This window comes from Pseudidiomarina sp. (assembly GCF_033722695.1).
Classification (GTDB): domain Bacteria; phylum Pseudomonadota; class Gammaproteobacteria; order Enterobacterales; family Alteromonadaceae; genus Pseudidiomarina.
The window spans coordinates 37,274-59,412 of record NZ_JAWVYM010000014.1 but is presented as its reverse complement, the minus strand read 5'-3'; the positions used below and the strand labels follow the sequence as shown (position 1 = coordinate 59,412).

Genomic DNA, 22,139 nt, shown 5'->3' with positions numbered 1-22,139 from the left:
CGGGCTTCAGCCCCAGTAAGGTGGTGGTAATCACAGCAACCGCCGCGGCCAGTGCCAGATAACCGAGCGCAGCAACCGCCCCCAGCGCAAACGTCAGTAGCGCGGCGACACTGGTGGTACTACCGTAGTCGCCGGTTTTGCGGGCTTCGAGCAGATGGGCGGCCACTACCAGAATCGCGAAGCCAAGAAAGCTTGCCGCCAACATCAGATCGCTGTCGAGCTTGTCAGAAAGTGTGCCACATAAAGCACCGAGTAAACTGATAATGCCGAAGGTTCGCAGGCCCGCAAAACGCTTTCCTTCATCACGTCCACGCTGGTGCCAGCCGCGCTCAATACCTATCAGCAGCCCCACTGCCAGGGCGACGCCGAGCCGTTCAAACAGTTCCACCGCAACTCCTTGTTGTCGTGATCAGAGCGACAGCTCTTTACGGATATCGTCATAGATGTGCTGATCGCTTGTGGTATGCAGCACAAACCGAATATGCACAACATTCTGCAGTTCAGAGCGCACTTTTTTAATAGTATGCATAGCAACCCGCGCCGCTGCCTCAACCGGATAACCAAAAGCTCCGGTTGAAATGGACGGAAATGCGATTTTCCCGATGCCATGCTCATCGGCAAGTTTAAGCGCCTCGCGATAGCAGGACGCTAGTAATTTATCGGAGGGCTCATCCTGGTCATATACCGGGCCGAGGCAGTGGATAACATAGTCGTTGGGTAACTTGAAGGCGTCGGTTATTACGGCTTCTCCGGGCTCTAGCGGAGCGTGGTGCTGGCCTGCTTCCTCAAGCTCCGGACCAGCTGCAGCATGCAGCGCCCCGGCGACACCGCCGCCGGAGCGCAGCTGCGCGTTTGCAGCGTTAACCACTGCGTCCATATCCGGTTGATCGGCGATATCTCCCTGCACGCATTCGACCTTCACATTGGATAATTCTCGTTGCCGCATACGTGTTGCCCTCCTCTTCGCTTAGCTGATACCTCAGTAGCATAAATCATAGTATAAGACCGGCTTTTATGCCGAAACTAAGCACCGGAAAAAGTTGATTTTTTTGCAACCGGCTGCCAGTTTTAGAAGTATCGGCCGGTTTTTTTTTAATAAGGATCACATGGGTATGGCACAACAGCGGATTCCTCTGTGGGTAAAGGTAGCTTATACCCTGATGGTTCTGATCATCATACCGGTTTACTGGTATACCTTGGGCGTGACCAATTTCCTCTGGTTCTCTGACATCGCCCTGATCCTCATGGTGCCGGCACTGTGGTGGGAAAATCGCTTGCTGGCCAGTACCATGGCGGTTGGAGTTTTGCTGCTGGAACTGCATTGGGTCGCGGACTTTATTTCAGGAGCTAACCTGACCCAGGTCGCGCTTTATATGTTCACTGATCAAGAGCCCTGGTACATTAAATTACTGTCGGGCATCTTTCATTTTGCCCTGCCACCAGTGATCATTCTGATGCTGCTGAAATACGGCTACGATAAGCGCGCCTATCCACTCCAAATCCTGATTGCACTGATGGTTATTCCCTTTACCTATCTGGTTACCGGGCCAGATAAAAACATTAACTGGGTTTACGGTTTTGCCGAGCAGCAAACAAATTTGGCACCGCACATCTATCTTGCCCTGTTACTGGCGGGGGCTATCTTGCTGGTTTACACGCCATCGCATTTTATCCTTAAGCGACTGTTCCAGACCCACTGATCCCACCGTTAAAGCAGTTCGGCTACCCGCTCGCGCAACCTCGGGATAAGTTCTGCTTCAAACCAGGGGTTACGGCGCAACCACATATTATTGCGCGGTGAGGGATGCGGCAGCGGCACCACTTGCGGCCACAGTGCTTCCCAGTCTCTGACATGTTCCGTTACTGTCTTGCGTTTATCCAGATGCCAGTCGTGGGCATATTTACCTATTACCAGTGTAAGCTCCAGATTGGGCAGCTGGGCCAATAGCGGCTTCCGCCAGGCCGGCGCGCATTCACGTCGGGGCGGCATATCACCGGCTTTACCCGTGCCCGGATAACAAAAGCCCATCGGAATAATGGCCATCTGATGCGGGTCGTAAAAGGTCGCCGGCGTTACCCCCAGCCAGTCCCGCAGGCGGTCGCCTGAAGCATCGTCAAAAGGCCTCCCCGAGGCATGCACCCTCCGCCCGGGCGCCTGCGCCGCGATTAAAATGCGGGCGTCCGGATGCATCTGCACCACCGGCCGTGGACCCAGCGGTAAATCCGCCTGGCAAATGGTGCAGGCGCGGACTTGCTCTAACAATAGTTCCCAGGATTCCACAGAGTCTCCTTCTCAATCACAATCTGACTATTAAGCCTAACCAAACTGGCTCAGATCGCAACTCAGCGAGCCACCCAGACCACTGAATTGCCTTCAGGATCCAGAAATTTTATACTGGTTTTTTGCTTACTCTCCGGGACAGTCCGAATTCCATGCCTAAATCTTTACGAACGATCGCTCTGGTGTTACTGGTTCTGATTGGCTGCGCTATTTTCTGGCAATGGTTGTCGGCGCAAGGCACATTGACGCCCACACGAGTCGCCGGAATCATCGAAACAACGATGCAATGGCGCCGGGAGTGGTGGATGCTGCCGGCGGTGGTCATTACTTATGTTATCGCCTTGCTGCTGGTGTTTCCGCTTACCGTGCTGGTAGTCGCAACCGGACTGCTATTGGGGCCCGTCTGGGGCTTTTTTTATGCCATAGCGGGCAGCCTGGCTTCAGCGGCAGCTTCGTATTGGATCGGCCACCGGCTGGGGCGTGAAGCCTTGCTGAACTATGGCGGCGAGCGACTGAATAAGGTTGCCCGTCATCTGGCCGAGCGGGGTGTGCGGACCATGTTTGTCATCAGCCTGTTGCCGCTGGCTCCGTTTACCCTTACCAATATGCTGGCCGGCGCTTTCCACCTGCGCTTCCGCGATTATTTTCTGGGCTCTGTACTGGGTCTGGTGCCGGGCCTGGCAATAGTTACCCTGATGGGCAGCCAGCTCGGCACGCTGGTTACTGCTGCTGATCGTGATGACATCCTGTGGTCATTGGCGGGGCTCGCGGCCGGTATCGGAGCGTTGCTGCTATTGCGGCACCTGGCTGCTATGCGCCAGCGCCGCAAGGCTTCTGAGCTCGATTAGCCCTGCTCTGCCTCAGCCAACAGGTAGGCGTAGAATTCGTGGATTTCGCGGGCGAATTCGGATACATCAAAATCCGCCGCAAAACTGCGCGCTTCACCGCTCATACGCGCCCGCAGGGCATCGTCTTCGAGCAGTTCACGCACGGCAGTACTCCACTCGCGGCGGCGCCCCGGTGTCTTATAGCCGTTCACCTCATGCTTAATGACATCATCAATACCGCTCGAACGCACTGCCACCACCGGTAAACCCGCCGACATCGCTTCCAGGATAACCATGCCCTGAGTTTCGGACTTTGAGGCAAAGACAAAAATATCACCGAGCTGGTAATAAGCGGTGATTTCCTCAGGCGGCACCGGCCCCACCAGAACCACGTCATGGTGCAAATCCAGCTGGCGGATTTTATGCTTCAGGCGCTCGCGCTCAGGTCCATCGCCGATCAGCAGCAGCTTGAAGGGGCGAAGCGACTTCGCCTTTACCCTTACTAATGCTTCCAGCATGAAATCGATATTCTTTTCTGTACCCAGCCGCGAGACGCTAATCAGCACCTGCTCATCCGTTAACCCAAAGCTTTCCTTTAATGCGGCCAACTGCTGATTATCCAGCTTCTGAAACCGCTGAAACTCAATGCCGGTTGGTTGCACCAGAATCGGCGTTTTAACACCGATAATACGCAGATACTCTTCCGCGGAATACGTCGGCACCACCACGCCGCTGCATTTATTGGCAAAGCGCTTCACCAGATAGTGCGAAATCAGGTTGCGGAAAATCAGGCCCGGTAAGGGCACGTAGTGGGCGTAATGCTCCAGTCGGGTATGGTAGGTATATACTACCGGGATCCGCCGCCGGCGACCCAGCCACAGCCCCAGTGAGCCAATCCAGAACGGATGGTGAACATGGATAACATCGGGCGCAAACTGTTTCAGCCGCCGGCCAAACCGCGGTAAGAAGATATTAGCCAAAGGGAAATTACCCCGGTTGCCAAAAGTGTACAGCCGCGGTAGCCGCACAATTTCTTTATCGTCTTCGGTGATTTTCTTGCCACTTTGCGGATACTCGGGCACAAACGTCAGCACTTTGTCACCCAACTCTTGCAAGCCCCGGCGCAAGCGTTCAACAGAAACCGACACGCCGGACACAAAAGGAAAATAATTATTGGTAAAGATCCCGACCCGAAGCGACTTATTTAGAAAGGCTGCGGTGTCGACATCGAAATCGCGATAGTAATCTTTATCTTCTATCAGTAACCGATGAAGCTTCATCGCTATCACCACTAGCAGACTGACAATAAGTAAAAAGCGCGGGAAGCTGACATAGAAAAATGAATAGATCATCGACCAGATACTTTCAGCGGTGCGCTGCCATCCTTGCGCTGCCGGGTCAACCCGCTGCGGCACCACCGTTATACCGTCATCAGTTACCGAAACTTCGACGTAATGATGGAAGCTGTTCTCGTCATCGACGACCAACCCGCCCGCTCCGCCAGTGGTCACATAATCAACCCCGGCTATAGTCTGGTGGGCATACAGAGTAAGGTTAGCCGAGAACACTACGTCAACGCCCTGGCGGGTAAAAAGCTCCCGCAGGCGCTGCCGCGTCGCCGCGTCGGCAAAGTAATTCGTTTCTTCAAACAGCGGGGTCTCTTCGAGGGGCTCATGCACGGGCAAGCCGATAAATACCAGCTTATGCCGCGCTGTTGAAGCGCTGAGTTCGCGTTCGAGCCAGCTCATCTGCCAGGACAGCGACGTCTTTCCGGTACCGTCGAGAAACAGAAAGTGGCTATTACCGGCGACAAACGAGAAAAAGTGCGGCCCGAAATACTCGTAAAAACGGAAGTCGCCGAAGTTACTGCCTTCCTGCTCGCCGAAGGTAAGCAGATAAGGCATTTCCAGGTGCGCAAACACATCATAGATAGCGCGATAATTTTCTTCATCGCCGGAGCTTACCGCATTCCCCGCCGACACCAGAAAAGCCACATCATCATTGTGCAGCTGCGGGATCATTTCATCCTGAAACACCTGTACTGAGTTCTTGATATTGCCCACCACAGCGAACTTATAGGCACTTTCATCCGCAAGATTCGCCCTGATCGCATCTACTTGCTCGGTGTGCAGATCCGAAAATTCAGCCTCCGACAGATGCAAATAGCCCTGGTGGATTATCAGCGCGGCAATCAGTAGCAGGTTGGCGTAATAGAATGTGCGTAAACGATTCATCTGTAGTCCGGGTTAGGATGGTCAAAGCGGCAGCCGTCATCCCATTTGCTGCGCTGGTTGCCCTGGGCGGGAATACCACCAGCATTGGGTTCAAAACCATGCTCTGTCATATCGGGATAAACCCCGAAAGGCACTACGTAATCCATCGCCCGCAGCGTGCAGTTCAAAAAAACAGCTGACAGCCCGGAAAAGTCATAGTTATGGCTATTACAAAGCTCTTGCTGCGCTTTACTCAGTGACATAGATCTACTCCCTATCTGGCTTCATCGGCTGGCTTATCGAACTGGCCATGTTCCAGAAAATATAATGCCTGATGTATGCTTTCATCATCAAACATCATTAGCGCATGGGTCGCGCTAACCCGGATGTAATCATTCATGCCCTTAAGCGGTGTCTGTTCAACGCCTACCACGCCATCATCGTTGCCGGGTATCAGCCAGGAAAACAACGGGTTGATCGACACCGTGCCAGCGATAATACCAAGCTCCAGGCCGGTTGGGCCCAGCCGGTTTGCTAAGGAATCCGGGTTCGTGCCCAGTTGCGCGCCGGCCGGGCCTCCGATCCATTTAAATAATGCCGATCCTTTCAGTTTATCCACCACCGGAGTGCCCTGGTTCGGCGGCGCCAGCATAACCACACGACCAAAGGTAAATGGCGGATCCATGGTTTCAAGTTGCCGGACAATAATGCCGCCAATTGAGTGGGTGATAAAAGCGACGGGTTCGCCGGAGTCACCGATGCAATCCATGATGGCTGGCAATACGTGCTGGCGCGCCAGCTCACCGACAGGATGCTGGCGGGCTGGATAGTCGATATTGCAGACCTGGTAACCGGCATCGCTGGCGGCTTCTGCCAGGTTCTCCATCGCGGTGGCGGAGCGCACTAAGCCGTGCAATAACACCAGGTGCTGGGGCTGAGCGCTCGCTGCCAGCGGCGCCGTTACAGCGCTGCCCAGCAAACTGAGTACTAAAACAATTAAATAGCGTGATTTCATCACTGTTTCGTCTGGCCCGTTAGCTGTATCAGAACCACTCACTTTGCATCGCCAGCCAGGTATTGTCCAGTTCGTTCAGCTGATGCAGCTGAGCCCGGGCCCGCGGGATCTCCCAGCGGATAAAGTAACGGGCGGCCTGCAGCTTGCCTGCGGCGAAGTCCTGCTGCGTTTGATCCGGTGAATCACCGAACGTAGCCAGCGCTTTATCTGCCATCTCCAGCCACAGCCAGCCCACCACGTAATTGCTCATTACGTCCAGAAATACTGCCGAGTTGGCGAGGGCTTCGCTGACTTTACCCTGGCCCAGGGCTTCGCCCAGTGTAAGCAAAGTATGCATAAAAGGTTTTAGCGCCGTTTGATAAGTGGCGACCAGTTCACTCAGCTCCTGCCGTTTACCGGCTTCCAGTAGGGTCTTTTGTATTCTTTCGAACAATAATTTTTGCCCTTTGCCATTGTGCTGCCAGAGCTTTCTACCCAGCAGATCGAGTGACTGAATGCCGTGCGTGCCCTCGTGGATCGGATTCAGCCGGTTATCACGGTAGCATTGCTCCACCGGGTACTCGCGGATATAGCCCGCGCCTCCAAGCACCTGAATGGCAAGGTCATTGGCCTTGGGTCCATACCACGACGGGTAAGATTTAACGATTGGGGTCAGCAGATCCAGCAGGATGCCGGCATCAGTGCCGCGATCGGTGTCAGCCCCCTCCTCATGTTCGTCGATGAGGCGGGCGGCGAGCAGGCACAGGGCCAGCGAGCCTTCCACCCAGGCCTTTTGCTTGAGCAGCATCCGTTTCACATCAGCATGTTCAATGATAGGGACCGGCTTGCTCTGTGGGTTTTTGTCATCGGGCAGCCGGCCCTGGGGCCGGTCTTTGGCGTAAGCCAGGGATTCAAGATAGCCGCGGTAACCAATCATGGCAGCGCCCAGACCCACGCCAACCCGGGCTTCATTCATCATTTTGAACATGTACTTCAGGCCCTGATTGCGCTCACCAACCAGGTAGCCGTGACAGTCGTCGCGTTCACCAAAGCTCAGCACTGTTGAGGTGGTGCCCCGATACCCCATTTTATGCAACAACCCGGCCAGCTGCACATCGTTGCGTTCAGCAACTGAGCCATCGTCATGCAGTCGGAATTTGGGCACGATAAACAGCGAAATACCTTTGACTCCGGCAGGCGCTCCCCCGGCTCGCGCCAGCACCAGATGAACGATATTTTCAGTAATATCCTGATCACCGCCAGAGATATACATTTTTTGGCCCTTGATGCGGTAACTGCCATCGGGTTGCGGCAGCGCTTTGGTACTGAGATCACCAAGGGCTGAGCCGACGTCGGGCTCGGTAAGCGCCATCGTACCGGCAAAGCGACCGCTGAACATAGGCTTAAGATATAGCCGGCGTTGCTGGTCGGTACCAAAAGCCTGGATCAGATTAGCCGCAGCACTGGTTAAAAAAGGATAAGCCGCGGTAGCCGGGTTGGCCGACATAAAGTAGGCGTTACAAGCCATATTAATCAGCGCCGGCAGCTGCATGCCGCCGTCCGCTTCAGAATGGCGTGCCGCCAGCAGACCAGACTCCGCATATTTCTGCCAGGCAACTTTGACTTCATCAATTGTGGTTACGCGCTCGCCGTCAAACCGCGGCTCATTAGCATCGGCTTTCGCGTTGTGAGGTAAAAAGTGCTGCTCGGCGATGCTGCGCGCAGTGGCAAGTATGCTATCGAAGGTTTCGCGGTCATAATCCTGATAGCAGGAATACTCCTTTAACTGCTCTGCGGAAAATACCTGATAAAGCAAAAATTCAAGGTCCTGCTGGGACACCAAACGAGACATAGCTACTCCTGAAGCCGAATTTGCGAGTATGTGTTTATCGCATAAAGCCCGCTCAGGTTAAAGCCTGACGTTTTCTGCGGCGCTGACTATACTTAAAGCAATAAGCTTATTCTGATAACGCAAGGAGATCGATTAGATGTCGAAACAAGCGACCTTATATCGTATGGAGTTTTCCGGCCATATCTGCCCCTTCGGGCTTAAAGCCAAAGATCTGCTGCAACGCAAAGGCTACGAGGTGGAGGATCATACCTTCGACTCCCGCGAAGAAACCGACGCCTTTCAGGAAAAGCACAATGTCGAAACAACTCCGCAGGTGTTTATTGATGGTGAACGTATTGGCGGCTATGACGAACTACGGAAGTATTTCGGGATGTCGGAAGAAGCCCATGAGGGCACAACTTATGTGCCCGTTATCGCGATTTTCGGTGTTTCTCTGCTGATGGCAGCAGCGATTAGCTGGGCGCGCTCGCAGAATATTCTTTCCGCCGACACCCTGTTTACCTTTATCGCTGTCAGCATGGCGGTGCTGGCGATTCAGAAGCTGCAGGACTTACCGTCCTTTACCAATCAGTTCATAACCTATGACCTGCTCTCGATGAAATACGTGCCTTATGCGTATGTGTACCCGTTCGCAGAGGCGTATGCAGGTATCGGCATGCTGGCGCATTTCCCGGGCTGGATGGTCGGCCCCGTCGCGCTGTTTATTGGTACCATTGGCGCGGTATCCGTGGTCAAGGCTGTGTATATCGATAAGCGCGAACTAAAATGCGCCTGTGTCGGCGGCAACAGTCGCGTACCACTAGGCGCAATTTCACTGACCGAAAATATCTTTATGATGATTGCCGGTATCTGGATGTTATTTGGCTAACACCTGATCCAGACCACCGGTAATGGCCGCGACCTGAGCCTGAATACACTGCTCAGGCGTGGCTTTCGGACTGTCCGGATAGACTTCGGTGGTGGTGACATAACGGGCATTGGTCAGCCCCATACACAGCCCAAGATTTTTAGCGGCATAGTTGATCACCCCATGTTGGGCTATATCGACCCCGATAAGCTTACCATCCTCGTCGGGCTCGGCGATATGCGTGACGTTTTCGACTGATTCGATAATAGCTTGCTGAAACTCCGGCTCGTTGCGGTCAGCATCGGCCACCAGGTAAAAACCATCGGGAATATTCCAGTTGGTATTAACGGTGCCTTCGCGCGCCGCCAGGGCCGGCCGGAACTCACTGTTATCCGTATCGGTGGTCTCATGCAAATCAATATGAACCAGTAGCTTGCCTTCCAGCGACTTCATATATTCCAGTAGGAAGCGGCATTCGCGCGCCGGGCTGTTGTCGACAAATGAGCGATTCGGGTCGATTGCCAGCGGATTCCAGCGGTTAATGGTTTCATAGCCCCAGGGGCTGATGCAGGGCGCTACGATTACATTGGCAACTTTAGCGTAGTCTAGCGCTCTGGTTTCCAGAAAACGCAGCGCTCCATGCACGCCACTGGTCTCATAACCATGCACACCGCCGGTGACCAGTACCACTGGCTTGCTGACATCCCAATCGCGGGTTTTTACCAGGTATAGCGGATAGGTACTGGCTTCATAAGGCAAGGTACCATAGCGCTCAACATCAAAATCCTGTTCCAGGGTGTCAATTTTATCCACCACATCGTCGAAATAAGAGCGCTTGACGGTCTGTTGGGCCAGCCATTCGGCCTTTTCTTCAGAACCCCAGGGTTTTCCCGGAGTGCCGATTTCATATACTTTTCCTGAGGTCATATTGTGCACCTTACTGCTTGCTGAATTGAATGATAGATCGATAATACCAGACTAGCTGGTCGCCAGACAGTCACGGAGATGCTGTTGCCAGAATTCCGGCGGGTGTTCCATAGTGCGGCGGCCGACACTGATCTCACATACACTGCGGCCTTTTTCGGTTGCCCGCGGGATGGGCAACACAACGATACCGTGCTGTTGCGCATAACCAGTTGCGGCCTGCACCAGTACTTGCGGTTCACGGTTAATATGCAGGTGAAACATAGCTGCCTGGGGCAGCTCGGGATTCACCCGCACATCAGCCACATTTGCCAGCAGGGGTCCCAGCCGCCGGGTATATTCGACTGCTTGATCTATGCTCGCCAGATTATCAGCAAACCCCTGCCCGGCCGCCAGAATATAAGGGTAGAGCGAGATCAGATTGCCGCCGGCGCGGCGATTCCAGATCCGGGCTTTATCAATAAAACCCGCGTCGCCGGCCAGCACGGCACCAGCGATACCACCTATATCTTTGTACAAACTCACGTAAACCGAATCTGCGAGCGCGCCGATTTCAGCCAGGCTCCGCTGATAATAAGCCGGACAATGCCACAGCCGCGCGCCGTCAATATGTACTGCAATATTATGCTGCCGCGCCCAGTTTACCTGTGCCTGCAAGTCATCCCAGGCCGGCAGCTGCCCACCGATCTCACGCATCGGCAACTCCAGCACGATAGCAGCAAGCTCCTCCGGAGGCTGTCGTCGCAGGTCGTCATGGCTTAACACCTGCTGCTTGTTGCCAATTAACCGTCCCTCCAGGCCCCACAGATGCTGGTAGCCGTTTTGCTCATGCAAAACCATATGCGAAGTCGGATGCATACCAATAACCTGCTTAGTTCGATTCCCCGCATGAATCTTCAGCGCCATTGGCTGCGCCAGGGTACCGCTGGGTAAAAACAGTGCCGCCGGTTTACCCAGCATGGCCGCCACCCTGGCTTCGAAGTCTTCAATCAGCGACCCAGTACCATAATAGTCAGGGGCATCCGCCGCCTCGGCCCGATCAGCCAGCCGCCGCAAAGTGGTCGCCATGGATTCCGGTGGATGCCGCAAAATAGAGGAATGCGCGTGACGCGCTGCTTCCTGATAAGCCTGTCGGATCGGATCAGTCATGACTGCCCCATTGGCTTTGTGCGTTTCCAGTGAATCAGAATAGGCACCCAGAGCACTACGCAACCCGCTGTCAACAGCAACTGATCAGCAACAGGTACGTCCCGTGCCAGATTGTTAAATACCAGAATATTGACCACCAGATGAAAAGCGGCGGTAATGGCAACGGCATGGGTATCATCAGCCAGCTTACCCAACAGGAAGCTACCGCCAATGAGCACCGTTAATGCCGTGAGTTGGTTAGCCAGGGTGGCACCCTCGGCCAGAAAGCCAAAATGCCATAAGTACCAGAGTATCCCGACCAGGACATAACGCCGAGCCGGCGACCAACTGTGTAACGCATTGTGTAAAAATCCGCGCCAGCCAGCTTCTTCAAACAGGCAGTAAATAATAGTACCAGCACCGAGCGCCAGACCGAATAAGTGTGGTGAAACACCGGTTTCGTTGGGTACGCCGATCAGGGTAAAGACCACCGGAGCAGTGAGCAGCATCAGCAACGCGTGAACAGTCGAGCTACCCGAAAAAGTAACAGGCCGCCAATACTGGCGTAACCCCAAGGTTACCACCAGCACTGCAATAATAGGTCCACTACCTTCCAGCAGCGCGCGCAACACCGGCACCCCGAACAGGTCAAGGTCCATCGCCGGCCAGTCGACCAGCGCAAACCGAAAAGGCAGCGAAATAAGTATCGCCAGCAGCATGAAGATGACAATACGAAACCACGGAACGGAGGTCGTCACGGACACCTGAGCCTTGTGTAGAAGAAATGAGTTTCTGTTATAACGCACCTGTGATGCACGCTCAACAGCAAAAAAACAGCTACACTGGTAATAACTTCAAATAATACAGAAGCTTTTATTATGAGAAATCAATCTTTCATGTTGCTTTTTACTCTCATTCTGGCGGTTTCAGCGCCGGCGCTTGCGGTGGCTCAGGAAGCCGCTGTCGCTGAGCCACAAATCCAGGTTGTAGACGCACCTCAGGACGAGGCCATTGCCACCCGCATCCGGAGTATTTTGGCGGCCATCGGCGAGCTTGACGCCGTGAACGTCTCGGTGGAAGCGGGTGTCGTCACGCTCAGCGGTGAAGTGGCCAGCCTGGACGAAGCGCGTTCGCTGGTAGCGATTGCTGCGCGCACTGAAGGGGTTGTGCACGTGCGCAATAAACTGACCGAGCGACTAGAGATCGGCGCACGCTTACAACCGCTGACCCAGAAGTTTCAGGAACTGGGCAATACCACCCTGCAGTTGCTGCCACTGCTACTCATTGCCCTCGCGGTGGTCGTGCTATTCTGGTTTATCGGCGGCTGGGCCAGTAACCGATCCGGTTGGCTGCAAAGGCTCGGGGTGTCTGAGCTCGCCTCATTGCTGGGACGCCGGGTTATTCGCCTGACCATTACCATTATCGGCTTAATCATCGCCCTGGAAATTCTCAACGCGACCGCTTTGTTCAGCGCGGTACTGGGCGTAGCTGGCGTGTTCGGTATCGCGGTCGGTTTTGCGTTTCGCAATATCGTAGAGAACTATCTGGCGGGTATCTTATTAAGTGCCCGCAATCCCTTTAGTATTGGCGATGTTATAGAGATCGGTGAGTTCACCGGCAGTGTCGTCCGCCTGACCTCCCGCGATACTGTGCTAATGACCCTCGACGGCAACCATCTGCGCATCCCGAACAGCGTCATTATGACCTCCTCGATGACTAATTTTTCACTTAACCCTTTGCGCCGGTTTGATTTTAATGTCGATATTACTCCGGATGCAGATTTGTCCTACGCCCGCCAGCTCGCCAGACAGACGCTGAGTCAGATGAAGGGGATCCTCAGCGACCCTGCACCGCAGTGCCTGATCCATGAGCTGGGCGCCAGCACCGTTATTTTGCGGGTGCTGGGCTGGGTCGATCAGCGCCAGACCGATGTATTGAAAGCACGCAGCGAAGCCATTCGCTTTGTGAAGCAGGCCTTTGATGACGCCGCACTCGAGATGCCGGAGCCGACTTACCGGCTGCGGTTTGAAACACCGCTGCCCGCGATCCCCGGCGCCGCGCCGGCGGCAACTGAGCAGGCCACAGCTGAACGCCTGGTGCCTGAACCTACGGATATTAGCCAGACGGATGTCAGTGCGGATGACACTATTGATAAACAGGTGGCTGCAGAGTTACGCAGCTCAGATGAACAAAACTTGCTGAAGAAATAATTGTTATTACCGTGGGAAACACGTCATGACGACATTTATTAAGGCTATGCTGCGATTTGTCGCAAAATTAATCATCCTTGCAGCCGCGGTCATTGCCGTGGCTGTGATTGTTTTCTGGACACCCGGCAAGCCGGTGGAGGAGCTGGCTGAGCGCTGGGCTAAGCCGCCATCAACCTTTATCGAATTGCAGGGCATGCGGGTACACTTACGCGATGAAGGCCCACTTAATGATCCTGAGCCGATTATCCTGCTCCACGGCACCTCCGCCAGTCTGCATACCTGGAATGGCTGGGCTGAGCGGCTATCCGAGCAGCGCCGGGTAGTCCGGGTGGATCTGCCGGGGTTTGGCCTGACCGGGCCCCACCCGCGCGAGGACTACCACATCACCAGCTATTCTGAATTTGTGATTGCCCTGGCCGATAGCCTGCAAATCGACAAATTTGTGTTAGCCGGCAATTCGCTGGGTGGACGCATTGCCTGGACCACCGCTGCAATTGCCCCGGAGCGGGTTACCCGGCTGGTACTAGTTGACCCGAGCGGCGGCTATCCTCTGCCACCGGAGTCACTACCGCTGGCATTTCATGTGGCGCAGTTACCGGTATTGGGCCAGCTTATGGACTATACATTGCCACGGTTTATGGTGCGTAAGAGCCTGGAGAACGTATACGCGAACCCGGATCTGGTCACTGATGACCTGGTTGATCTTTATTATGATATGGCCCGGCGCGAGGGAAACCGGCAGGCGTTACGTCAGCGTTTTCAGCAGGAGGGCAACGGCAATGAGCAGGCCATTATCAAGTCGCTGCAGCAACCAACCCTTATTCTTTGGGGCGCTCAGGATCGTTTAATTCCTGTGGCGAACGGCTATGAATATGCCAGAGATATCCGTAATAGCGAACTGGTGGTGTTTCCGGAGCTTGGTCATATTCCTCAGGAAGAGGACCCTGACCAGTCACTACAACCGGTTCTTAATTTTCTGGGGCTGCCTGAGCTGCGTTAAGACTCCTCGTCAGCGGGCTCTTCCTGCTCCAGCAGTTCATCCAGCTGTTCGCGGCGTCCGCTAAGCGAGTAGCCATGCTTACGGATGCCAGCCCAGGGATCGTCTTTTTGCGCCAGTCGGCGTGGCAGACTCTCAATAGTCCAGTCCCGGGGCGAGGCGCCATCTTTAATCTCCTGCCAGTCCAGTGGTGTCGCAATCGGTCCCTCTTCTCGGGCACGAACCGCATAAGGAGCTACAGCGGTGGCACCGTAAGCGTTACGCAACATATCGAGGAACACCCGGCCTTTGCGGTCACTCTTACGCTGCTCCAGGGTATATTTATCGGGCTCGCGCCGCACCAGTAAGCGCGCTGTATCTTTGGCGAATTCGCGGACAGCATCAAAATCCGCACTGCAATCCAGTGGAATAATCACGTGAAAGCCTTTGGAGCCGGTGGTCTGCACCCAACACTCAAGTTCAAGTTCCTGCATCACCTGCCGGATCGCCAGTGCCGCTTCGCGCACCACAGAGTAATCAGTAGTGTCTTCGGGGGGATCGAGATCATAAATCATCTTATCCGGGTGATTCAGATTATCCTTGCGGGCCAGATAAAGATGGGGCGTCAGCACCGCCTGATTGGCCAGATAAACCAGCCCGGCTTTGCTGGTAATAACGGGTGCGTTAAAGCTGCCGCCTTCCTGCTTCGGGAAGTTTATCCGTTCAATCCAGTCGGGAAAGTAGTCGGGGGTATCTTTGTTGTAAAAGCTGTCGCCGTCTATGCCGTCAGGGAAGCGCTGCATGCTGACGCCATAATGCTTCATGTGCGGCACCATGACCGGAGCGACCTGCTCATAATAATCAATAAGATCGCCTTTGGTCAGGCCGGCTTCAGGGAAAAACACCTTATCGCGGTTAGATAGTTCAATCTCGTGTCCGTCTATTTTCACCTTGCTGCCCTCTTCACTCAGAGTTCCGGTTCAGCCGTCTGGCTCTCTTCCTCTTTATGCACGTCCTCTGGTTTTTTATCACGCCGCAGGCCTTTAAAGCGCGGATGGCGAAGCTGATCTTTTTTGGTCCACTCGGTAAAGCCAACTTCGCACACCATCTCAGGATCGACGAAATGGACATCACTGGGTGGATCCCCCTCATCGTAGGGCGAGGTGTCACGCTCAATTTTCTGCAGCCGCCCGTGGAGATCCTCCAGCGTTTCATCGTCAAAGCCAGTCCCGACCTGCCCGGCATAAACCAGTTTATCGTCGCGGTAAAATCCTAACAGCAGGGCGCCGAAGCCAACGCGATCACCCTCAGGTTCGGTATAGCCACCGATAACGAATTCCTGCTCCATCACACACTTGAACTTCAGCCATTTAGGTGAGCGACTGTGCACGTAGGCGCCCTCGCCGTCTTTGGCGATCAGGCCTTCCCAGCCCTTGTCACAGGCCTCTTTGTAATAGTCCAGGCCGTCCCCTCTACGGTATTCGGTAAACCGCAGCGGGTCCTGCCAGTCCAGCGCTTCTTTCAGCAGCTTCTTGCGCTCATTCAGCGGGCAATCGGTCACGTCATAACCATCGATGTAAAGACAGTCAAAAAAATAAAAGTGGAGTTTCACGTCGCTTTGCCGGGCCTCGTCACGGCTGGACACTTTCATCCGCGCCTGCAGCTTCTGAAACTCACTGACGCCCTCATCGTTCAGGGCCACCACTTCGCCATCCAGAATGCATGGCGCTTTGTGGCACTCTTTTAGCGCCTTCTCCAGCTCAGGATAACTGTCATTCAGGCATTCCTGGTTACGTGACATCAGGCGTACTTCGCCATCGGCTTCGATGTATGCGATCACGCGCTCACCATCAAGTTTCCGCTCATACAGCCAGTTATCATCGGAAAAATGGTCGTGGGTCAGTTTGGCTTGCATGGGAGCCATCCAATCTGGCTGCTCTACTTCCTGAGCCTGTTCCCGGGCGTTGTCGGACAGCCTGTTCAGCAGATCACTCATCGTCCGACTCCTCGTCATCGATTTCCTTCAGGCTGCGATCGCTTTCAACGGACGTCTTTTCAGTGGAAACCGGATTGCGCCGGGCATCGGCTTTCTCATCATCAATTTTAACCAGCAACCAGCGTTCGTCATCACCGCTGTCGGTATGGATAAGTGCATAACCACCGCAGATCTTCTCGCCTTCCAGCCAGATGGTGGCATGGCCATCGTCAAGCTGATCGGCCACGGATTTGTCGTCTTTGAGGTTCCGGTAGCAGCCCCGATCCCAGATCATCACGGTGCCGCCGCCATACTCATCTTTGGGAATGACCCCTTCAAAATCAGCATAATCCAGCGGGTGGTCTTCGGTGGGCACCGCCAGGCGTTTATCGCCCGGATCGGTGGATGGCCCTTTGGGCACCGCCCAAGACTTCAAGGTGCCATCAACTTCGATGCGAAAATCATAATGCAGGCTGGATGCGTCGTGCTTCTGAATCACAAAGATCGGCCGCTCGTCGGCCCAGTCGAAGCTGACGTCACCATTTGACGGTTCTGAGGTTTTATCGAAATCGCGTTTTTTCTGATAATCTTCCGGTACTTTGTCATCTTCAGACATAATTACCTCTCAGGTTTTTTCAGGTTCACCTGTGCTTAACGGCAGAGCGCCCGGTTTGGCAAAGTAGTATCCCTGAGCATAACGCACCCCAATTATCTTCAGCGCCAGAACGTCTTCTGCAGTCTCAACGCCTTCTGCAACAATATCCATACCGATCCGCGAGCCAAAGACTACCGCTGAGATAGCCAGTGCCTGTTTTATCACGTCCTGGTATATGCCCCTGGTCAGTGACATATCCAGCTTCATAATCCGCGGGCTTACCTGGATAATATGACTGAGCCCTGAATAACCGGCGCCGGCATCATCAACCGCGAGACGAGCTCCGGTGCTATGCAGGCGCTGTACCGCAGCAATAAGCGGCTGATACTCCTCCATCACTTCGTGCTCAGTCACTTCCACTACTACCCGGCTGGCATCCACTGCCTCGATCGCGTCAAACAGGGCATCAGACAGCAGCACTCGTGGTGACACGTTTACCGACAAATAAATATCCTCCGGCAACTGGTCCATATGCCCTAATGCCAGACGCACTGCGGCAACTTCAAGCTCCTCCTGCAGCCCTACCTGGGCCGCTTCCGCGAACCAGAGATCCGGCGTCCGCCGGGGCTCCATATCAAATCGCGAGAGTGCCTCGGCACCGACTGTTTTACCGCTATGGAGATCAACGATCGGCTGAAAGACCACATGAAACGCACTTTCATCAATAGCCTGGTGAATGCGCTCACTTTTCATCTCATACTCAGCGATAGTTGATTCCTGCCGGCTCAGGTGATCGCCGAGGATATCCCCCAGCACGCGCAAAAAGCGCATATCCCGTTCATGTATGTGGGTGCTGGGATGGTTATGAAGTGCGCAGAGCGTACCGTACTGACGCCCGCCCGAGAGCATGACGGGCACACTAAGATAGGCGCCGATGTTCAGCTGTGCGGTTATCGGCAGGTCTCGCACCCGTTCGTCTTCCAGGGCATTTTCGATAACAGCGGGCAACTCGCCTCTGGAGACACGATAGCAGTAGGTTTCCTTTAACGGAAAGCTATGGCCTTCCTCGATACAGACACGATGAGGCTCACCGGAGAGACGACGAACTATTTTGCGATCGCCTTTAAACTCGGCCAGAAACGAGACATCGGCACTCAGATGCTCCCGGACTGAATCGACGATAAGGCCAATAAAGTCCTTAGTACTTTCCCTCGCTGATTCAATGAGTTCCTTTAATCCAGCCATAGCCTTCCTTTAGTTGAATAGAACGCAAAGCATAGATGTGAGCAGCGTATTTCACAAGTTACGAAGCCGCTACGAGGGGTCTGTGCCATTTACCGCGACCTGATTTCGGCCGCGCTTTTTGGCCTCATACAGAGCGTTATCAGCCAGCCGCAGGAGGTCTTCTTTTCTGCTGGCATGGTCAGGGAAGGTGGCAACCCCAAGCGAAATGGTTACAGTGCCCAGCGAATGTCCGCCATAAAAGAGCTCGAGACCTTCGATACGGCGCCGCAACTCTTCGGCTCGCGCGCTGGCAATGTCAGTGGCCGCCTCGGGCAGAATCAGCATAAACTCCTCGCCACCAAAACGACAGACTACATCGCCAGGTCGGGCGAGGCTGGTCATCTGCGTCGCCAGCTCTTCCAGCACCCGATCCCCGGCCTCATGGCCGAAAGTATCGTTAAAACGTTTAAAGTGGTCGACGTCCAGGGTGATCACCGATAAGGGCTTGCCGGCGCGAGAGACCCGCTGAATCTCCCGCTCCAGCGTTTCTTCAAGGTAGCGGCGGTTGTACAAACCAGTCAGGGGATCACGGACTGATTCGCGGCGCAGTTTTTCTGTAAGGCGTAAGTTGCTTAACGCCAGTGATAGTCGTTCGGCAACGGTTTTTGCCAGCGCCAGTTCATGGTCATTCAAACTGGCCGAAGTTCCCTTTGGTGCCGCCAGGAACAAGGTCCCCAGCACTTCGTCACGGGTCACCAGAGGAATGCAGACCGAAAAGCTGAGTTCATGCTCATCGGCATGCATGCAGAATAACTCTGCTGACTCATGAGAAGCCCTGTACACGCGGCCGAGACGCAGGGCACGACAATCTTCCGGATGGAATCGTGGGACCGGCTCAATGTTATTATTCCATTCAATGATGCGCTCAGCAAAATCGCGCGACGGCGCGATCAGGTACAGCGCGCCGGGTATGGACGGCAGCAACCGTTCGAATGCACGCCCTGTAGCCGCATAAGCTTCGAGCTCCGAGTTAGACGACACCAGCATCGACTGCAAACTATTCAGAATCCGGGTTTCACGATCAGCTGATTCGAGCTGCCCGGCCATGCGGTTAAAATCTCCGGCCAGGGTACCCAGCTCATCGGAGCGCGTATCTTCAACGCGCGCTGTTAAATCGCCCCTTTCGAGACGGCGGGCCGTCAGGCGCAAACGCTCGATGCTGGAGATAACGCCCATTTGCATCAACAGCAAAAAGGCCAGCCCTAAACCCACACCGAGCACGGGCAGCAACACTGCCGTGCGTTCAACTAATTGCATCCGATTATTGACTTCCGTTTTAACTGTGGTGTATCTGAGCTTTTTCTCCAGGATTGCAACGCGAATAATTTCACGCATTTCATCCACCAGCGCTTTACCGCGGCCAGAAGCGACCAGCGCGGAACTCACATCTTCCGCTTCGCGGTACTCATGGGTAATTTCCCGCCAGTCCCGCTCCAACCCCGCGGCCAGCCTGTTGATACTTTGCAGCTGCGCGGCCGACGGTCCGCCAGGTTCCAGATCCTTAACCAGCGCAGTTAGTTGGCCACTGGCAACCTCAATGGGCAACCAGGTTTCACCCACTGTGTCAGCCGGGGCTTCACGCAACGCTCTGTTGTAGGACGCCTGGTATTCGCTGAGCTCCAGCCGCACCCGCTCGAGCATAGTCTCTCGTTGCAGAAGTTCCTGCATACGGTTCAAATGATAGTAGGCATTAAAGCTGTGGCTGAACAGTCGCCCGGGCGTTTGGGAGCGTGCCGCTACTGCGGGTTCGGCAATCTCGTTCAGCCAGCGTTGAAAAAGCTCCTCCATGCGCGCCAATTGCGGATCTGCTCCATCGGCACCTGAAAGTTCGCGCCATTCCGACGCTACGTTAATAAACTGCTTCCGCGCGTTTTGATAAGGCTCAAGAAACTCCTCATTCCCGGTAATGATGAAGCCGCGCTCACCAGTTTCTGCATTCACTACCGCTTTGAGTAGTTCGGTGCGCACCGTTATTTCCCGCGCAAGTCGCTCAGACTGGTCCGACAGTCGGGTTACAGTTTCCATATTAACGGATACCAGCCAGGACAAACCGGCCACAATCACGATGGGCACCGCAAAGCCGGCAATAATTTGAGCGCGCAGCGGAATATGACGCCAGAACGAAAAAGATCTACTTGTCTTCGAAGCCAAATCGTTTACTTCCTCAGCTATGATTAAGTTGTCTAGGATTATATAGAGTAGCGCATGCCGCACTGAATGTCAGATCAGCGGTGCGTTGAAGGAGCCCGGGTAATGGCATTTGCCCTTAGCGGCTGCGCCCTTTACACTCGGTCTATCATCAGCAGAGCGTAAGCGCAGGACGTAAGATGGCAGCCTTTGGTACTGTTTTCATGCCCGAAATGACATTGATTACCTTTGATAGCAACGGCTGGAGCACGCCCGAGCGCGTTTCCGCAAACCATATATCGCTGCACCCCGGCGCTCATGTGCTGCACTATGCCAGTACCTGTTTTGAGGGCCTGAAGGCCTTTCGCCATAAGGACGGTTCGGTCAATATTTTCCGCATGGAAGCCAATATCGCGCGGCTCATTCAAAGTAGCCGGTTGCTGGCGCTGCCTGAGATTAGTCCTGAGCTGCTGGAAGAAATGATAGTCAGCATCGTCACTCATTATGCCGATCAGGTGCCTCAACCGCCGGGATCCATGTACATCCGACCGACTCATATAGGCACCGAACCGGCAATTGGTAAGGCGGCCAGCCCCAGCAGCACCTCAATGCTCTATGTATTATTGTCGCCGGTAGGCGACTACTTTAGCGGCGGCGCTAAGCCACTGCGGCTGCTACTGGAAGAGCAAGGCGCTCGCTGTGCCGCGCATATGGGCATGGTTAAAAGCGGCGGCAATTACGCCAGCGCCCTGCAACCGATTATGCGGGCACGCAAATCAGTGGATGCTGATCAGGTCCTGTTCTGCCCGGGCGGTGACGTGCAGGAAACCGGTGCCGCTAACTTTCTGCTGATTGACGGCGAGGAAATTATTACCAAGGCGCTGGATAGCTCGTTTTTACATGGCATCACCCGGGATTCGCTGCTGACACTGGCACGGGATATGGGAATGACTGTCAGTGAGCGCGAACTCAGCGTCGAAGAATTACTTGAACGGGCAGCGAAACCCGCTACCGAAGCGGCGTTATCAGGGACCGCGGCGGTTTTGACGCCGGTCGGTACGCTAATCCATAACGGCAAGGACTACCATGTGGGCAGCGGGGCCCAGGGCCCGACCACTGAAAAGTTACGCCGCGCCCTGAACGCCGTGCAGTGGGGCGAAGCCACTGACAACCGCGGCTGGCTTACGAAAATCTGATAGCGGTTACGGCTTAGATCAAAACCAACGCGCAATGCACTAACAAGGCGATATTCGCAATCAACCCAATCAGGTAAAAATAGCTACGCGGGCTGGGGTTCTTCTCAGTCGCGATGCCGTAGTAAAGAATCATGTGGAAAATACGGGCTAGGGCATAAATCCAGATCCAGATCCCCATCCAGAACACGCTGACGCCCATGAACAGACCAAGAAAGATCGTGGCCAGCATGAAGGTGGTATTTTCCAGCGAATTCATAAAAGTACGGTGGGTACGGAAAATCAGCGAAGAATGGCTTAATGAGGGGTCAATCTTGCCTGGTATGGCATCCGGCTGTTTGCCCTTGATCGCGGCAGCGATCAGCGACTGCAGGATGACAGTAGCGATAATAACAATGATTCCCCAAAATATCAGTGGATAGCTAGCGGTCATGGTTTGAATATCCCAATTATGTTTTTATTTATGGCCACCGGTTCAGGCTGACCACCGGGCTGAGCCGGCTCATCACGTTCACTGAAGCGATGCTTACACTGAACGCACTCGACCGTCTCGACATCATCCTCGACAAACAGCATTAAAGTATCAAGGGCATTACACGCCGGGCACTGAGCACCAGCAATAAAACGTTTACGTTGTCGGGCCATATTCACCTCTGTTGGCATGCGGTATAATTGTGGCAGACTTTGTCCGAAATTTCGCATGTTTAGAATAA

General features: G+C 54.4%; 23 protein-coding genes. 6 read left to right on the top strand and 17 right to left on the bottom strand.

What is annotated here, in order from left to right:
- Together R3196_RS06950 and R3196_RS06945 are read right to left on the bottom strand one after the other, a co-directional pair.
- A partial coding sequence (locus tag R3196_RS06950; RefSeq protein WP_318936047.1) for an MgtC/SapB family protein occupies positions 1-388 on the bottom strand: 388 nt, incomplete at its 3' end.
- 21 nt (positions 389-409) lie between these two features.
- The gene (locus R3196_RS06945) at positions 410-946 is read right to left on the bottom strand and encodes a macro domain-containing protein (RefSeq protein WP_318936046.1); all 537 of its coding nucleotides are present in this window, start codon (positions 944-946) and stop codon (positions 410-412) included.
- A 160-nt stretch (positions 947-1,106) separates the two neighbouring features.
- On the opposite strand from R3196_RS06945, the gene R3196_RS06940 reads away from it, so the two are divergent.
- The gene (locus tag R3196_RS06940; protein WP_318936045.1) at positions 1,107-1,700 is read left to right on the top strand and encodes a hypothetical protein; all 594 of its coding nucleotides are present in this window, start codon (positions 1,107-1,109) and stop codon (positions 1,698-1,700) included.
- 8 nt (positions 1,701-1,708) lie between these two features.
- Here the strand turns inward: R3196_RS06940 and R3196_RS06935 are convergent, their stop codons facing one another.
- Positions 1,709-2,281 carry a uracil-DNA glycosylase family protein gene (locus tag R3196_RS06935; RefSeq protein WP_318936044.1) on the bottom strand — a complete coding sequence of 191 codons (573 nt, stop codon included), beginning with the start codon at positions 2,279-2,281 and terminating at the stop codon, positions 1,709-1,711.
- 152 nt (positions 2,282-2,433) lie between these two features.
- On the opposite strand from R3196_RS06935, the gene R3196_RS06930 reads away from it, so the two are divergent.
- Positions 2,434-3,129: a TVP38/TMEM64 family protein gene (locus tag R3196_RS06930; RefSeq protein WP_318936043.1), complete on the top strand. Its 696-nt coding sequence runs from the start codon at positions 2,434-2,436 to the stop codon at positions 3,127-3,129.
- Here the strand turns inward: R3196_RS06930 and R3196_RS06925 are convergent.
- From R3196_RS06925 to R3196_RS06910, 4 genes are read right to left on the bottom strand one after another with little or no spacing between them, the layout of a single operon-like run.
- A complete protein-coding gene (locus R3196_RS06925; RefSeq protein ID WP_318936042.1) occupies positions 3,126-5,342 on the bottom strand; it encodes a glycosyltransferase in 2,217 nt (738 codons plus the stop codon). The two genes, R3196_RS06930 and R3196_RS06925, sit on opposite strands and share 4 nt — an antisense overlap.
- Entirely contained in the window at positions 5,339-5,584 is a 246-nt protein-coding gene (locus R3196_RS06920) for a hypothetical protein (RefSeq protein WP_318936041.1), read from the bottom strand. The genes R3196_RS06925 and R3196_RS06920 overlap by 4 nt, the downstream gene beginning before the upstream one ends.
- An 11-nt stretch (positions 5,585-5,595) precedes the next feature.
- On the bottom strand, positions 5,596-6,336 hold the full coding sequence (locus R3196_RS06915; protein WP_318936040.1) for an esterase/lipase family protein: 741 nt from the start codon (positions 6,334-6,336) through the stop codon (positions 5,596-5,598).
- 28 nt (positions 6,337-6,364) lie between these two features.
- Positions 6,365-8,167, bottom strand: a complete 1,803-nt coding sequence (locus R3196_RS06910; RefSeq protein ID WP_318936039.1) for an acyl-CoA dehydrogenase — start codon at positions 8,165-8,167, stop codon at positions 6,365-6,367.
- 136 nt (positions 8,168-8,303) lie between these two features.
- Here R3196_RS06910 and R3196_RS06905 point away from each other — a divergent pair, with 136 nt between their 5' ends.
- Positions 8,304-9,035, top strand: coding sequence for a MauE/DoxX family redox-associated membrane protein (locus R3196_RS06905; RefSeq protein WP_318936038.1), 732 nt, complete (start codon positions 8,304-8,306; stop codon positions 9,033-9,035).
- Here the strand turns inward: R3196_RS06905 and R3196_RS06900 are convergent.
- Genes R3196_RS06900 through R3196_RS06890 form a run of 3 tightly spaced genes read right to left on the bottom strand, consistent with a single transcriptional unit; the run spans position 9,024 to position 11,824 of the window.
- Positions 9,024-9,941: a M14 family metallocarboxypeptidase gene (locus tag R3196_RS06900; RefSeq protein ID WP_318936037.1), complete on the bottom strand. Its 918-nt coding sequence runs from the start codon at positions 9,939-9,941 to the stop codon at positions 9,024-9,026. The two genes, R3196_RS06905 and R3196_RS06900, sit on opposite strands and share 12 nt — an antisense overlap.
- 51 nt (positions 9,942-9,992) lie before the next feature.
- Positions 9,993-11,087 (bottom strand): threonine aldolase family protein, encoded by a 1,095-nt coding sequence (locus R3196_RS06895; protein WP_318936036.1) that lies wholly within the window; start codon positions 11,085-11,087, stop codon positions 9,993-9,995.
- A complete protein-coding gene (locus tag R3196_RS06890) occupies positions 11,084-11,824 on the bottom strand; it encodes a type II CAAX prenyl endopeptidase Rce1 family protein (protein ID WP_318936034.1) in 741 nt (246 codons plus the stop codon). The genes R3196_RS06895 and R3196_RS06890 overlap by 4 nt, the downstream gene beginning before the upstream one ends.
- Before the next feature lie 138 nt (positions 11,825-11,962).
- Here R3196_RS06890 and R3196_RS06885 point away from each other — a divergent pair, with 138 nt between their 5' ends.
- Entirely contained in the window at positions 11,963-13,276 is a 1,314-nt protein-coding gene (locus tag R3196_RS06885; RefSeq protein WP_318936033.1) for a mechanosensitive ion channel family protein, read from the top strand.
- A gap of 25 nt (positions 13,277-13,301) precedes the next feature.
- Positions 13,302-14,276, top strand: coding sequence for an alpha/beta hydrolase (locus R3196_RS06880; protein WP_318936031.1), 975 nt, complete (start codon positions 13,302-13,304; stop codon positions 14,274-14,276).
- Here R3196_RS06880 and ligD (R3196_RS06875) read toward each other — a convergent pair.
- The 5 genes from ligD (R3196_RS06875) to R3196_RS06855 form a co-directional block, all read right to left on the bottom strand.
- On the bottom strand, positions 14,273-15,202 hold the full coding sequence (gene ligD / locus R3196_RS06875) for a non-homologous end-joining DNA ligase (protein WP_318936029.1): 930 nt from the start codon (positions 15,200-15,202) through the stop codon (positions 14,273-14,275). The genes R3196_RS06880 and ligD (R3196_RS06875) overlap by 4 nt on opposite strands.
- Before the next feature lie 17 nt (positions 15,203-15,219).
- On the bottom strand, positions 15,220-16,248 hold the full coding sequence (gene ligD, locus R3196_RS06870) for a non-homologous end-joining DNA ligase (protein WP_318936028.1): 1,029 nt from the start codon (positions 16,246-16,248) through the stop codon (positions 15,220-15,222).
- Positions 16,241-16,843: a DNA polymerase ligase N-terminal domain-containing protein gene (locus R3196_RS06865; protein ID WP_318936027.1), complete on the bottom strand. Its 603-nt coding sequence runs from the start codon at positions 16,841-16,843 to the stop codon at positions 16,241-16,243. Before R3196_RS06865 ends, ligD (R3196_RS06870) begins: the two co-directional genes overlap by 8 nt.
- Positions 16,844-16,852: 9 nt before the next feature.
- Positions 16,853-18,067, bottom strand: a complete 1,215-nt coding sequence (locus R3196_RS06860; RefSeq protein WP_318936025.1) for an EAL domain-containing protein — start codon at positions 18,065-18,067, stop codon at positions 16,853-16,855.
- 69 nt (positions 18,068-18,136) lie between these two features.
- Entirely contained in the window at positions 18,137-20,257 is a 2,121-nt protein-coding gene (locus R3196_RS06855) for a diguanylate cyclase (protein ID WP_318936023.1), read from the bottom strand.
- Between the two features lie 122 nt (positions 20,258-20,379).
- Here R3196_RS06855 and R3196_RS06850 point away from each other — a divergent pair, with 122 nt between their 5' ends.
- Positions 20,380-21,429 (top strand): branched-chain amino acid aminotransferase, encoded by a 1,050-nt coding sequence (locus tag R3196_RS06850; RefSeq protein ID WP_318936051.1) that lies wholly within the window; start codon positions 20,380-20,382, stop codon positions 21,427-21,429.
- A 13-nt stretch (positions 21,430-21,442) separates the two neighbouring features.
- Here R3196_RS06850 and R3196_RS06845 read toward each other — a convergent pair whose 3' ends face one another.
- Positions 21,443-21,859, bottom strand: a complete 417-nt coding sequence (locus R3196_RS06845; RefSeq protein WP_318936022.1) for an MAPEG family protein — start codon at positions 21,857-21,859, stop codon at positions 21,443-21,445.
- Positions 21,856-22,071: a YheV family putative zinc ribbon protein gene (locus R3196_RS06840; protein ID WP_318936021.1), complete on the bottom strand. Its 216-nt coding sequence runs from the start codon at positions 22,069-22,071 to the stop codon at positions 21,856-21,858. Before R3196_RS06840 ends, R3196_RS06845 begins: the two co-directional genes overlap by 4 nt.
- Positions 22,072-22,139 lie beyond the last annotated feature (68 nt).